We start from the raw sequence: 13,495 nt of genomic DNA, 5'->3' as shown, positions 1-13,495 counted from the left end.
TGTCAGAGCGTACGGATAAGAGAGGAAAAGATCAGAGGAGGCTGACTTATGCTACTCAAGTATTTTTATGACGACAAATTGGCCCAGGCATCTTATCTGGTGGGATGCCAGGCTACCGGTGAGGCGATCGTTATTGATCCTGCGCGCGATATCGAGCAGTATGCGAAAGCAGCGAAAGCAAACGGGGTAAAGATTATAGGTGTGACGGAAACACATATCCATGCCGATTTTCTCTCCGGTGCGAGGGAAATCGCTGCGAGACTCGGGGCTACCTTGTATTTGTCCGGTGAAGGGGGGCCTGAGTGGAGCTACCAATACGCATACCAGTACAAACACAATTTGCTAAAAGACGGGGACATATTCCATATTGGTAATCTCACATTCGAAGTGCTTCATACACCGGGACACACGCCAGAACATATATCGCTGCTCTTGACGGATGGAGGCTCGTCGGCCAATGGACCGATCGGCATTTTTACAGGGGACTTTGTGTTTGTCGGTGACGTAGGGCGCCCAGACCTTCTGGAGAAAGCGGCAAGGGTAAGCGGTTCCTCCGAAGATATGGCACGTAAAATGTTTCACTCCTTAATGCGTTTTAAAAAGCTCCCTGATTATCTTCAAGTCTGGCCTGGGCACGGGGCAGGAAGTGCATGCGGCAAGGCGATCGGGGCAGTCCAGTCATCGACGGTAGGTTATGAGAAACGAACGAATTGGGCGTTGCAGCATGATAATGAGAATGAGTTTGTCCAAAGATTGCTAGTGGGCCAGCCTGAGCCGCCAACCTATTTTGCGATGATGAAGAAGCTGAATAAAGAAGGTCCGCAACTAGTACGAGAGATAGAAGCTCCATTTCACGCGGAGTCTTCCATAAGCGTAGTCGAAACATGGGTCGAGCAAGGCATTGTCGTGGATACACGGCCAGCAAAAATATTCGCCCAAAAGCATTTGCTGGGAGTTATCAATATCCCGTACGACAAATTATTTACCACGTGGGCTGGATGGCTGCTGGACTATGATCGACCTATCTACCTGTTGACCGAAAAGCAGTCCATTCCTGCTATTTTGAAGGATTTACAGTCTATTGGAATAGACCGGGTGGCTTCCACGATGGATCAGAATGTCTTCGATCTTCATGACAATTCAAAGCTTGTGAAATATGAAGAAGTAACACCAGAGGAGGCAAGGGATCAAGTACAAAAGGGGCAACTGTATGTTCTTGATGTCCGTTATGAAAAAGAGCTGGATGAAGGGTATATCCCCGAGGCTAAACACGTCATGCTTGGGTTTCTGCCGGTAAGAATGCAGGAATTGCCGCGTGACAAACCGATCTTGGTTCAATGCAAATCAGGAAGAAGGTCAGCCATCGGGGTAAGTTTTTTGCAAGCAAACGGCTTCCAAAATGTACGGAATCTGGACGGTGGTTTTGACGAGTGGGTGAAACAAGGGTTGCCAATAGTAAGGTAGCTAAGCCGTTGCCTCCAGCTGGTGGTCATATCCCGGAGGCAGCGGAAAGTCAATCTGCAATCATGTTGCACGTTTCTGAAATAAATTCTAGAGCGTTAGCGAAAACCGTTAACGCTCTTTTTCATGAAGCGAAATTCCTCTTATAGGAGTTTGAGTTCCTACTTGGTAAATAAATAAGAAAACATAACGTATTTTACATGCTAGGATAAATGGAGGTAATGAATTTGACCAGTGTAAACGTAACTGTTTAACTAACAGGCAGGGTTATTCATCAAGTATTTGACTGATCGTTACAAAACATCTATAATGATACTCACTTCAGTAACTTTTGTGAGAAGGGAACTTACCGGTCCTTGAAAGGAGTTGATTGCATGAGTGCCAGACCTCGAGAATTTAAAGATACAACAGTGATTGACGCTGCCATGGAGGTGTTCTGGGAACATGGCTTCGAGGGAAGTTCAACAGAGAGACTATGCGAGCGGACAGGGCTTGGCCGGGGAAGTCTGTACAACGCATTCGGCAGCAAACACGCGCTCTACGAGAAGGCATTGGGGCGTTATCAGGAACTGGGCATCCAAGGGCAGGTAGAAATATTGGAACAACCCGGACTGGTAAAAGACAGGCTGCGCGCACTGATGGAGTGGGCGATCGATCAAGATTTTAATGGGGAAGTATCTCGTGGTTGTTTAGCCATCAACGCTGCGATTGAGCGCGGAGGAAAGGATTCGACGGTTGCACGCTTGGTCGGTGGTCACGTTGGAAGGCTGGAACAGGCTTTGTGCCACGTTATCGCACTCGGACAGCGTTCAGGCGAAATCACGTCCAATCGTCCTGCTCTCGAGCTAGCTCGATCCTTCCTAAGTAGCTATTACGGACTGCGTGTGCTGGGCAAGGTCGTAGAAGACCGTACAGTACTGCAGGATGTAGTGGAAGGAACGCTGTCAGCTCTGTAAAACACGCGTTTATATCGCTACGCGTGTTTTACAGAGCTGCGTTAGATTGGCAAGTTGGACTAAAGGGCCATTTGCGCCTAGTTTTGTACAGATCATTACAAAATGTTTGCACGGTAAAGGGGAGATGTATTCATGCCATTTGCGATCTATGTGTTAGGTCTTATGATTTTTTCCATGACCACCTCGGAGTTTATGGTGGCTGGTATGATGGCTTCGCTTTCTAAAGAGTTCGGGGTATCGGTCGCAGCCGTTGGATACCTGATTTCTGCCTATGCTGCGGGGATGATTATTGGCGGTCCATTGCTGACAGTTGGATTATTGAAGGCGCCAAGAAAACAAGCTTTTCTTACACTTGCCTTCGTCTTTCTAGTCGGGCAAACCATTGGCGCGTTAGCCTCCAGCTATGAGATGATGATGGTAGCACGGGTGATCACAGGTATTTCCTCGGCAGCTTCTTTCGGCGTTTCCTTGGCGATTGGCTTCACCCTTGTACGTCCTGAGTCAATCGGTCGTGCAGCTTCCGTCGTCCTCGGTGGTTTGATGGTCGCAACCGCTATCGGGCTGCCAGCGGCAATGCTGTTTGACCAGTATTTCGGATGGCGCGCCAGCTTCTGGGCGGTGGTCGTCTTGGTTCTTCTGTCAGGGGTGTTGGGGCAATTTTACATCCCGCCATCTCCAAAACCGGAATCAGTCAGCATTCGTGGAGAACTAGCGGCCTTTAGAAATCGTAACCTTTGGGCGGCGTACACGACGAGCATGTTGATTATCGGTGCCACATTTGCTGCATTCAGTTACTTTTCACCGATCCTGACTGACCTCACTGGCTTTACCACTGCGATGGTTCCCCTTCTCTTGGGGATTTACGGTGTGGCAACGGTGATCGGAAATATCGTTACCGGCAGGCTCGCTGATCATTACATGATGTCGATTCTAACCATCGGGCTTGTCACACTGACCGTTGCATTAGTTGTTTTCGGACTGTTTCCGCACAGCACGACCGTAGTTATTATCGCCGTAATCGTAGTCGGCCTGGTAGGGGTCCCCATGAATCCCGCTATGGCAACCCGCATCACACGTGTCGCTGGTACTGGAACGCTGGTTACGACGGTTCATACTTCTATCATCAACCTAGGTATCGTAGTCGGTTCAGCAATCGGTGGATTAACCATAGACGCTGGATACGGACTCGTGTCACCTTTGTGGATTGGTGCGTTACTTGCAATTCTTGGTTTGCTTTCCTTACTGCCTTTTTTGCGCGTTAAAGGTAAAAAGGAAGAAGCACCTAAAAATCATAAAATGGAACAGTCGGCTCTTTAATGCCTATTTTTATCCATTTACTGCTGTAAGTGGCGGCACCAGCACAAGACAAGCTTCCCGAACATCGTACAACGTACCGTACGCTAGTAGGTCGAAATGTATAAAATAATCATAAAGAAGCACGGAGTTTATCCTTCTCTGCGCTTCTTTAATTATAAACGCAATAGGGATATAATGGAAAATGGACTTGCAGAATTGAAGGTGAGTGAAATGAAATTAATCTGGAAGATATTCATGGTTGGGCTGTTCTTTGTCGTGCTTGGAGCGATTCCGAGATATTAGACCGGTTAACCGGGGTGGGTGATTCGAGAAAGCCTGAGAGAAAAAAAGTAGATGCAAACAAGACAATTTTAAATGACAGGGTTGTTGAATATCGGGAAGGTTATTTGAGAGTCTATCAGAGTTTTGACATTGAGGGTCATGAACCGAATAAAGATTTGTCTGAAGCCGTTTTTGCCTTTTTTAAAGCAAAGGGAATATCAACCGCTCAAGTTGAAATCATAAAATTAGAGCGCGAAACAATTTTGGATTTTCAATTTGTCGTCAACAATCATTATGTAAAAAGTTCTTTCTCTATTCAGTCATCTAATGAACTAGAAAAGTATTTAGGCGACGTAAGTAAATTGACAGCTAAATAGCTACATTCATTAGTACTATCAGAAGCTGACCAGCTTAACAAAATAAGAGGGTATGACACAAATCCATTTGGGCGAATTAAGAAGTACCATCAGCGGGCTACTTGTATGTAAAGGATGGCAGGTTCAAAAACCCAGCTCGCTCGCTAGATTTCTGAACCCGGAAAATTACAGATGAGATCCGCCGCTTGCATCAATGAGCTGACCGGTTACCCAACGGCTGTCCGATGAGGCCAGAAAAGCAGCAATATCCGCCACATCTTCAGGCTCTCCCCATCGGTTGAAGGTTGAAAGACCAGCGGCATACTTTTGTCCATTGGGATCTTGCAACGTACCAGCATTCATTTCCGTATTAATTATCCCAGGCAGAACCGCGTTCACCGTAATCTGACGGCTTCCAAGCTGCCGAGCCAGAGCGAGTGTAAGTGTGTTAATGGCTCCCTTCGAAATACTGTAGGAAAAAACACTAGGGGAGGCGCAATGCAATGCCTCGCCCGATCCCACGGCTCGCACCGGTTACTAAAGCGATTTTACCTGTTAATTTACCCATGCTCTCATCTCCCTTGATTGAAATTCATGTTAGTTATATCACAGGTGAAAGTCTGAATTGTTGCTCTCCCATTCGCAAATCCACATGGTTATTGAAAAATTCACCAGTGACAGTGCAAGCATGCGGGGGTACCCACGTTTCAAAAAATTGCGGCCATCCAGATCCGCCATGGTGCGGATTGAACGCGGCAGTCTAAGACTTCATTTGGAGTCTGTGATTGCCGCTGTCTTTTTATTTCCGGCCGGTCTGGTGCCTTTTTGTCAATCAACAGCAGAAGGAAAAAATAATTTATTTATAATATATATTTTATATTTCTTTTAATCTGAATATATTGATTTACCAACTATTTTTCTAGTGAATATAATTGTTATTATCAGAAAAACATACTACAATAATCAAGTGATTCAAGAGTGAAGTCTATCGTGAGAAGATGAATACTCTTACAAATGATTAGGAATGCTTACTAAGAAGTACATCTTGTATGGGAGCAAAACATTTTTTTGTAAATAAAAATGCGGATTTGCTTCCTTTGTTAAAGGGGTAAAGATCACTTTGACAGCTTTCCTAAAATTACCGCCAGCAGCAGAGAGGAAGAGGAAGCGACAGTGGCAAGCACAGAATTGAAGAGGGGCCTAAAAGCGCGTCATATTCAGATGATTGCTTTGGGCGGTACTATTGGCGTAGGGTTATTTATGGGATCAGCGAGCACGATTAAATGGACAGGTCCTTCCGTCATGCTTGCCTATGCAATTGTAGGAATTTTTATATTTTTTATCATGCGTGCCATGGGCGAAATGTTGTACGTAGAACCAAGTACAGGCTCATTTGCGACCTTTGGCCATAAGTACATTCATCCCTTAGCCGGTTATATGACCGCTTGGAGCAACTGGTTCCAGTGGGTCGTCGTGGGGATGTCAGAAATTATTGCCGTTGGGACGTATATGAAGTATTGGTTTCCGGATTTACCAGCCTGGATACCAGGTATTATTGCGATGGTGATTCTCGGTGCAGCGAACTTATTTTCTGTGAAATCATTTGGTGAATTTGAGTTTTGGTTTGCCATGATAAAAATCGTAACCATTGTATTGATGATTATTGCAGGTTTGGGTCTGATTTTCTTTGGATTTGGCAACGGAGGAAATGCAATTGGATTATCTAACCTTTGGGAGCATGGGGGATTCTTTACCGGTGGCTGGACAGGATTTTTCTTTGCTCTATCATTAGTCATCGGGGCTTATCAAGGTGTCGAGCTTATTGGGATCACAGCAGGTGAGGCAAAGGATCCTAAAAAAACATTAACGAATGCCATTCAAAGTATTATTTGGCGTATTTTGATTTTCTATATTGGCGCGATTTTTGTTATTGTAACCGTTTACCCATGGGATCAATTACAAGCAATCGGTAGCCCGTTTGTTGCCACTTTTGCGAAAATTGGTATTACAGCAGCAGCAGGGCTCATTAACTTTGTCGTCATTACCGCTGCAATGTCTGGGTGTAATAGCGGGATTTATAGTGCGGGACGTATGCTTTATACGTTGGGCGTGAATGGACAAGCACCTAAAATATTCACGAAGCTGTCTCATAATGGTGTGCCGCTGCTGGGGACAATTGGCGTGCTTGTGGGTCTGGGCATTGGCGTTATCTTAAGCTACATTGCTCCAGAAAATCTCTTTGTGTATGTGTACAGTGCAAGCGTCCTTCCAGGAATGGTGCCGTGGTTTGTGATTCTGATTAGCCAAATCAAATTCAGAAAAGCAAAAGGGGCCGAAATGGACAAGCATCCATTCAAAATGCCTTTTGCACCAGTGACAAACTATGTAACGATTGCCTTTTTACTGATGGTGTTAGTCGGTATGTGGCTTAATGATGACACACGCATCTCTTTGATTGCAGGAATTGTTTTTCTGGGTATTGTTGTGATTAGTTTCTACGCTTTTGGCGTGAGCAAAGCTGTTCCAGTGGACTCTGCTCATACTAATGATGAAAACAAGTAATGACTAAGACCAACATCTGTTGGTCTTTTTTGTAGTCTAAGTTCATACGAAATGGCTGTTAAAGCAAATGCAATCATTGTGTGACGGATATGCTATCGGTCTTGCTGGTTTGTAGGGATCACGGGTATACTCATTAATGAACTGAGGAAAAGAGGAGTAGCCTGCATGAGACAACGAAACTATACGCCTGTTATCGTCATTTTAAGCATAGCGATCAACACGCTCATTGCGATCATGTACTTTATGCCGAAGAATAACGATTTCAGTCATCTCGATCTTACATTTTTGCCGTTTTTGAACGCTGTGATGAACAGTTTTACATTTGTGTTTCTGGTTGCCGCGCTTGTCTCGATCATCAAGTATAAAAATATTCAGTTTCATCGCAGATATATTTTTGCAGCCTTCTCAACAACTGCTGTCTTTTTGATTTCCTATGTCATCTATCATTCTCTGGCACCGAGCACCTCCTACGGCGGAGAGGGGATACTGCGGCCCATCTATTACTTTATCTTGCTTACACATATTCTGCTGTCAGCGATTATCGTTCCGTTTGCCCTGATCACGACTGCCCGTGGGTTAAACATGCAAGTGGAAAAACACAAAAAGATTGCCCGCTGGACGATGCCAATGTGGCTGTATGTCAGCGCTACAGGTGTGATTGTTTACATCATGATTTCTCCGTATTATTGAAAAGCAATATCTGCGGCAAGCTTATACTAGAAGCAATGAAACCACCGTCCTCAATCATGATGAAAAAGATTGGGGACGGTGGTTTTTCTTATGATATGATTTTACGTATGATGGAACGAATGGTTACAAGGAGACTTGTGAAAATGAAGATAATTTCTTGGAATGTAAATGGACTCCGCGCTTGCGTGAATAAAGGCTTTTACGAATACTTCACAAAGACGAATGCAGATATTTTCTGTATGCAAGAGACAAAGCTGCAAGAAGGGCAAATTCAGGTAGGGATCGGCGAGGATTACTATCAATATTGGAACTACGCAGAGAAAAAGGGCTATTCCGGAACCGCTGTATTTACAAAAATGGAACCGTTATCTGTACGTTATGGGTTGGAAGAAGATCATGAGCCTGAAGGTCGGGTCATCACCTTGGAGTTTCATGATTTCTATTTGGTAACGGTATACACGCCAAATGCCAAGCGTGATTTATCGCGATTGGATTATCGGCTGGAATGGGAAGAGCGGTTTCGTACGTTTTTGGAGCAGCTAGATGCACAAAAGCCAGTGATTGTTTGTGGGGATATGAATGTCGCTCATCAAGAGATTGATCTAAAAAATGCCAAGTCCAACCGCAACAATTCTGGCTTTACTCCAGAAGAGCGTGAGAAGATGACACGGCTGCTTTCAGCGGGGTTTGTTGATACGTATCGGCATTTTTATCCGGATCAGACAGATGCTTATACGTGGTGGTCGTATATGCCGAAAGTGAGAGAGCGCAATATTGGTTGGCGAATTGATTATTTCCTGGCTTCTGAAAGGCTTGCTTCATCGCTGCTTGGAGCGGGGATTGATGCGCATGTGCTGGGGAGTGATCACTGTCCAATTGTGTTGGAGCTTGGAGACATGAGGTAGGTGGGAAAGCCCGATCAAATGAAGCCGCCTGGTCCGAGGTACCTGGCGGCTTTTCTGCTCGTTAAGCCGTTTTATCGGATACGAAGCGTTTCAACTCAGCGATACTGACAGCGCCAATGAGTTTGTCGATCGGTTCCCCATTTTTAAATAAAATCGTTTGGAAGGCTCATGATTCCAAAATGGTTGGCGACATCAGTCTGTTCATCTACATTGATTTTGAGGACCCTTACTTCGTCAAAGACTTAATAGGTCTATAATGTCTCTATGAACTCTATTGTGTCAAGTCGCACCTTTTTTTATTGCGATCATGCTTTCGGAAATGAGGAGCGAAAATAGATGGCTAGTTTTAGAACAATTGTATAAGGCCATGAAAAAACGCATCAGCTCATGCTATGGTAGAAAGCTGATGCGCTTCGTACGAAGAAGTTTGAGGAAATTCTTGTTCGCTTATTGTTTTGGACTAACGAGAATTTTTACCTGATTTTTCTCTTTCAGCAATGCTTCAAATCCTCGCTCTACGATTTCGTCGAGTTTGATTCGTTGGGTCACCAGCTTGTCGGCAGGGAAGAATCCTTTTTCCATCAGACTGATGACAGCAGGGAACACATCGCGGTACCCAATGATGCCTGTCATGGTGCGTTCCTTCATGACGATATGGTTCGGTCTGATCGGCGCTTCTCTTTCGAAGATGCTGACGATCATGATTTGTCCGGCGATTTTGGTTGATTCGATCGCTTGGGTGAGGACAGGTGGGACACCGGTCACTTCAAAGGCGATATCGGCACCGCCGTTTGTCCGCTTGTGAATTTCAGAAACCACATCATATTCTTTCGGATCGATGACGATGGCGCCCAGCTCCTCGGCTTTACGCTTGCGTTCTGGCGACAACTCGACCGCATAAATCTCAGCTGCACCGGAAGCTTTCAATGCTTCGATGACGAGCAAACCGATTGGGCCGGCACCGAATACGACTGCTTTGTCGCCGACTTTCAACTGGCTCGAACGAACAGCATAAAGCGCTACTGCGGAAGGTTCAACGAGAGCCCCTTGCTCATAAGAGATGCTGTCCGGGATTTTATGGACCATATGCTCATCAGCAGCCACGTATTCAGAGAAGCCACCGCCACCGCCTGCGAGACCGAGGAAGCCCATTTTTTCACAAAGATTGTATTTGCCCTGTTTGCACGCAGCGCATGTTCCGCATGCGAAAACCGGTTCTACGACAACACGATCGCCAACCTTGATCGATGTCACACCTTCACCGATTTCCACAACTTGTCCGGAAAATTCATGCCCCATCACGATAGGAGCTTTTTCGCCTGTAAGCGGATGAGCGGTACCCTCCGGGATGAAAATCGGGCCGGCTACATATTCGTGCAAGTCACTGCCGCAAATACCGCACCATTCGACTCTGATTTTTACTTTTCCTTTGAGCGCTTGAGGTTCCGTAATCGTTTCCAAACGGAGGTCCTTCAAACCATGCCAACGCAATGCTTTCATATCTGCCATCTCCTTGTTAGGCTTGAGATTATATAGTGAATTCAGCAAGAAAAATAGGAAACGTTTCCGATTATTAATATGTCATAAGTTTGACATATTGTCAAATTGATTTATGAGTGAGAAGAGTAGAAAAACAGGAGATGCGAAGTCATTCTCGTGCAGTCATACAAGCTATTCAGAGGTCTTACAGCATTTGTACAGTAGCTGCTGTGCTTGCTGTTCTGTTCGTTTCCACTGTATGGAGGTATGTTATAATAACAGGAGAAAACGGATTTTAGTTCGGAAAAACAGAAAACGATTCCGATTATAGAAAGGACAGCTCTGCAATGGTCACGAAAAAAGTAACGATTGAAGATGTAGCAAAGAGGGCGGGCGTAGGAATCGCTACGGTATCGCGGGCCATTAACGATAGCGCGGGAATCAGTCCCAAGACGAAAGCGTTGATTTTGCAGGTAATCGAGGAACTGGGCTTTACACCGAATACTTCTGCACAAAGCTTGAAAGTACGCCAAACGTATCAAATCGCACTGGCCGTACCGGACATTCGCAACGCCATTATTCCCGAAATCGCTTGGTCAGTGGAGCAAGCGGCCAAGCAGCATGGCTATCGTGTCGTCCAAATCAACACCGCAGGCAATGCTCGAACAGAGCTTGAGACCGTACGGGATGTCAAAAAGCTGCATGTAGACGGCCTGATTATCATGCCGCTCGCTTATCCGAAAACACTGGTTGATTTGATTAATAAAGCAAGCGTTCCGGTCTCCATTATCAACTATGGAAAAAAGATGGAGGAGCATGTGAAAGCGGATGTCGTCAGTCTGGCCCGTCAGGAAGGCCGTCTCGTCATGGAGCATTTGATCAAAATCGGCCGCACGCGGATCGCTTACGCAGGTGCGCCCAAGGACAAGATTGAGGAGCGGTACTTTGCCTATGAAGGGTCACTAGCGCATGTCGATCCGTCTCTGGTCTATTTTGGTGAGGATTTTTCGTTTGAAACCGGTTTGCGTGCGGCTGATTATTTTTTCAGTCTAAAGCATATGCCGGACGCCATCTATGCAGTTAATGACATGGTAGCGATCGGGATTGTGAATCGGTTCAAAGAGCTAGGTGTCCGTGTGCCGGAGGATGTAGCAGTCGTGGGGATTGACAACAATTTATGGACGACGATCACGACGCCGCAAATCAGCTCGGTTTCCATCATGGGGGATGAAGTGGCGCGCCTGGCTACTGAGCTTTTGCTGAAGCGAATTCGCGAGCAGGGGGCAGGGGCGTATGAGCGCGTGCAGTTCGAGCCGAGGCTGATTGTAAGAGAGTCAAGTGTAGCGGTCATCCGCAAATCTCCTTTGGAATAATACGGAAGCGAATGTTCTTTCCCCAATGCTGCAAGCAGGCTGCCGAGCTACCCCTCAACCGGTGTTTTCCGGGACGGCACCAAGTTTTGCTGGAATCGTTACGTACGAGTTTCGTTCTTCTCCAACAGCTCCTTCAGCGTGCAATCAATAAAATCAGTATCTGCAGGGTTCAGTCCAAAACCAGCCAAGTGCCCCCAAATAGATTCAATCGGGCGGAAAGTGGCGTTAGGTATGTGCTTCGTCTCATATTCGCTGTCTTCGGGTGTGAAATACAAATCTGTCCGTACTGGCATCACAACGGTTCGTGCTTTGATGCTATGTAGAGCGAGGGTAAAGTCTCCCCCGTAAATGGGATTCTTACTAATGTCGGAATGCTGCCATGTCCACATCATAGCCAGCAAATCGTTGGCATCCGAATGAATGAAGCTCCCCTCCCAAAACTGTGAGATAAAATCAGAAAGGGAGGAATACCCCAGTTCTTTGAAGCGCTCTTCACGGTAAAAGGCTTGTGAAAATCCCCAGCTCGCATAGACCCGGCCCAAAGTGCGAAGGCCTACTTCGGGAGGTGCTGTATACACCCCTTTATTCCACGCAGCATCAGCCTGCAATGCTGCTCTAATGCCTTCGATTAAGACAGCGTTATGTGGCCAGGTCTTCGCGGTTCCTGCAAATGGGGCCAAACGTTCCACCATGTCTGGATAACTCGCTCCCCATTGAAACGCTTGGATAGCGCCCATAGACCATCCCGTTGCCAGTGCAATTTGATTGATTCCAAACCTCTCCGTAATCAGCCGATGCTGAAGAGCAACATTATCAAAGATCGTGACATTCGGAAAATTGGCTTTCTCAAATGGGCTTGCTGTGTTGCTAGGGGATGAAGATAGTCCATTTCCCAGCATATTGGGGATGATGATGAAATATTTCTCCGGGTTCAGTGCCTTATTTGCCCCGATCAGCCATTCATTTTGGTAATGCTGGTCGCCGAAAGATGTAGGAAAAATAATGACATTATCCTTGTTCGCATTGAGTGTTCCATACGTTTTATAAGCTAAAAATGCTTGTGGGAGTATCGCTCCAGACTGTAATAATACATCTCCTAATTCAAAAATCTCATAATCCATATGGCAGTTCCCCTTTGTATTTCATGTGTTTTTCCAACTATAAACCCTCCAGTACAGGGGAGGGTCAAGATGCACGCTTTGAAAAAGGAGCACGACTCTTTCGGTGGCTCCAATCGTTTATAATCAAGAAAACGCAGAGCGAGGTTATCGTATGTTTAAAATCAGTGACTTTTCTCGGCTAAGCAGAGTATCTTTAAAAACACTGCGATTTTATGACCATATAGGCATTTTGAAGCCAGCACATACAGATAAAGAGACGGGCTATCGTTTTTATTCGGCGGAGCAATTGCTTACTCTCAATCGAATCCTCATGTATAAAGACTTAGGATTTACCCTGCAACAAATTCAGCAGTTACTTCGTGAAGATATTTCGACTGAGCAAGTCCAGGGAATGTTTCGGTTAAAAGAAAGGGAAATTACGCAGTTGCTTGAAGTAGAGCAAACACGATTAAAGCGGATTAAAGAACGACTATTATTGATCGAAAGGGAAGGCAGGGTAGAAAAGGAACAGGAAGTCGTCATAAAAAGTGTGGAAGCACAAAAAATCATCTCGTTTTGTGCTCATGGTTTTGTGGAAGAGATTCCGAAGCTGTTCGATGCCTTGAGCCAATACGTTGGCAAACAAAATAGACGACTGCTCCCTCAAATGGTTTTGTGGAAGGAGTCTGCGGCAGATGAGGAAAAATTCGATTTGGAGGTGGCCTATTCTCTTAAGCAGGACGTTACCTTCTCTTCCGACATGCTGAATGTGCGTATGTTGCCTGAGGAGCCGATGATGGCAACACTGCTATATCGCGTAGAGCCATCGGTTCCTTCTACGGCCTGCATTGACTTGGCAATGTGGTTGGAACGAAATCAATATCGAATAAAAAAGGATCAGCCTGGAAGGGAGATATACCTTCAATCACCCGAGCATGCTGGCGATACCTATGTAGAAGTGCAAATTCCGGTTGAATCAAAACGCCTATGAGGCGGGTGGCTATATTCCTGAGGAAAGATTTCCCGAAAATGAGT

The 13,495-nt window shown here is 45.7% G+C and carries 11 protein-coding genes and 1 pseudogene; 9 read left to right on the top strand and 3 right to left on the bottom strand.

The features are described from left to right. Window positions 1-48 precede the first annotated feature (48 nt). From ACIFQN_RS02965 to ACIFQN_RS02950, 4 genes are all read left to right on the top strand, one after another. The gene (locus tag ACIFQN_RS02965; protein ID WP_429831543.1) at window positions 49-1,464 is read left to right on the top strand and encodes an MBL fold metallo-hydrolase; all 1,416 of its coding nucleotides are present in this window, start codon (window positions 49-51) and stop codon (window positions 1,462-1,464) included. A gap of 371 nt (window positions 1,465-1,835) precedes the next feature. After that, entirely contained in the window at window positions 1,836-2,417 is a 582-nt protein-coding gene (locus ACIFQN_RS02960; protein ID WP_429831542.1) for a TetR/AcrR family transcriptional regulator, read from the top strand. Window positions 2,418-2,549: 132 nt separating this feature from the next. Continuing rightward, complete coding sequence (locus ACIFQN_RS02955) at window positions 2,550-3,734, top strand: MFS transporter (protein ID WP_429831541.1); 1,185 nt, start codon at window positions 2,550-2,552, stop codon at window positions 3,732-3,734. 296 nt (window positions 3,735-4,030) lie between these two features. Beyond that, complete coding sequence (locus tag ACIFQN_RS02950; protein ID WP_429831540.1) at window positions 4,031-4,372, top strand: hypothetical protein; 342 nt, start codon at window positions 4,031-4,033, stop codon at window positions 4,370-4,372. Between the two features lie 165 nt (window positions 4,373-4,537). Here ACIFQN_RS02950 and ACIFQN_RS02945 read toward each other — a convergent pair. Beyond that, window positions 4,538-4,846, bottom strand: a pseudogene (locus ACIFQN_RS02945) (SDR family oxidoreductase); the annotation flags it as partial. Window positions 4,847-5,524: 678 nt separating this feature from the next. Between ACIFQN_RS02945 and ACIFQN_RS02940 the strand changes: the two are divergent. The 3 genes from ACIFQN_RS02940 to ACIFQN_RS02930 all read left to right on the top strand — a co-directional run bounded on the left by ACIFQN_RS02940 (window position 5,525) and on the right by ACIFQN_RS02930 (window position 8,508). Then, complete coding sequence (locus tag ACIFQN_RS02940) at window positions 5,525-6,913, top strand: amino acid permease (RefSeq protein ID WP_429831539.1); 1,389 nt, start codon at window positions 5,525-5,527, stop codon at window positions 6,911-6,913. Window positions 6,914-7,078: 165 nt separating this feature from the next. Then, window positions 7,079-7,603: a DUF420 domain-containing protein gene (locus tag ACIFQN_RS02935; protein WP_429831538.1), complete on the top strand. Its 525-nt coding sequence runs from the start codon at window positions 7,079-7,081 to the stop codon at window positions 7,601-7,603. Window positions 7,604-7,746: 143 nt separating this feature from the next. Beyond that, window positions 7,747-8,508 carry an exodeoxyribonuclease III gene (locus ACIFQN_RS02930; protein WP_429831537.1) on the top strand — a complete coding sequence of 254 codons (762 nt, stop codon included), beginning with the start codon at window positions 7,747-7,749 and terminating at the stop codon, window positions 8,506-8,508. A gap of 447 nt (window positions 8,509-8,955) precedes the next feature. Here ACIFQN_RS02930 and ACIFQN_RS02925 read toward each other — a convergent pair whose 3' ends face one another. Beyond that, window positions 8,956-10,008: a 2,3-butanediol dehydrogenase gene (locus ACIFQN_RS02925; protein WP_429831536.1), complete on the bottom strand. Its 1,053-nt coding sequence runs from the start codon at window positions 10,006-10,008 to the stop codon at window positions 8,956-8,958. Window positions 10,009-10,334: 326 nt separating this feature from the next. Between ACIFQN_RS02925 and ACIFQN_RS02920 the strand changes: the two genes are divergently transcribed. Continuing rightward, window positions 10,335-11,360: a LacI family DNA-binding transcriptional regulator gene (locus tag ACIFQN_RS02920; protein ID WP_429831535.1), complete on the top strand. Its 1,026-nt coding sequence runs from the start codon at window positions 10,335-10,337 to the stop codon at window positions 11,358-11,360. A gap of 98 nt (window positions 11,361-11,458) precedes the next feature. On the opposite strand, the gene ACIFQN_RS02915 is transcribed toward ACIFQN_RS02920, so the two are convergent. Continuing rightward, entirely contained in the window at window positions 11,459-12,481 is a 1,023-nt protein-coding gene (locus ACIFQN_RS02915) for an alpha/beta fold hydrolase (RefSeq protein WP_429831534.1), read from the bottom strand. A 151-nt stretch (window positions 12,482-12,632) separates the two neighbouring features. Here ACIFQN_RS02915 and ACIFQN_RS02910 point away from each other — a divergent pair, with 151 nt between their 5' ends. Beyond that, window positions 12,633-13,451: a MerR family transcriptional regulator gene (locus ACIFQN_RS02910; RefSeq protein ID WP_429831533.1), complete on the top strand. Its 819-nt coding sequence runs from the start codon at window positions 12,633-12,635 to the stop codon at window positions 13,449-13,451. The last annotated feature ends 44 nt before the right edge of the window (window positions 13,452-13,495 follow it).

The sequence above is a fragment of the Brevibacillus sp. NRS-1366 genome, assembly GCF_050467985.1.
The sequence above is the reverse complement of the archived record's forward strand: the minus strand, read 5'-3'. Positions and strand labels throughout refer to the sequence as shown.

Bases quoted from the DNA above. Each gene is read 5' to 3' on its own strand.
- ACIFQN_RS02960 (WP_429831542.1), top strand. From the start codon at position 1,836: ATGAGTGCCAGACCTCGAGAATTTAAAGATACAACAGTGATTGACGCT.
- ACIFQN_RS02915 (WP_429831534.1), bottom strand. From the start codon at position 12,481: ATGGATTATGAGATTTTTGAATTAGGAGATGTATTATTACAGTCTGGA.
- ACIFQN_RS02965 (WP_429831543.1), top strand. From the start codon at position 49: ATGCTACTCAAGTATTTTTATGACGACAAATTGGCCCAGGCATCTTAT.
- ACIFQN_RS02920 (WP_429831535.1), top strand. From the start codon at position 10,335: ATGGTCACGAAAAAAGTAACGATTGAAGATGTAGCAAAGAGGGCGGGC.
- ACIFQN_RS02910 (WP_429831533.1), top strand. From the start codon at position 12,633: ATGTTTAAAATCAGTGACTTTTCTCGGCTAAGCAGAGTATCTTTAAAA.
- ACIFQN_RS02935 (WP_429831538.1), top strand. From the start codon at position 7,079: ATGAGACAACGAAACTATACGCCTGTTATCGTCATTTTAAGCATAGCG.
- ACIFQN_RS02925 (WP_429831536.1), bottom strand. From the start codon at position 10,008: ATGAAAGCATTGCGTTGGCATGGTTTGAAGGACCTCCGTTTGGAAACG.
- ACIFQN_RS02930 (WP_429831537.1), top strand. From the start codon at position 7,747: ATGAAGATAATTTCTTGGAATGTAAATGGACTCCGCGCTTGCGTGAAT.
- ACIFQN_RS02955 (WP_429831541.1), top strand. From the start codon at position 2,550: ATGCCATTTGCGATCTATGTGTTAGGTCTTATGATTTTTTCCATGACC.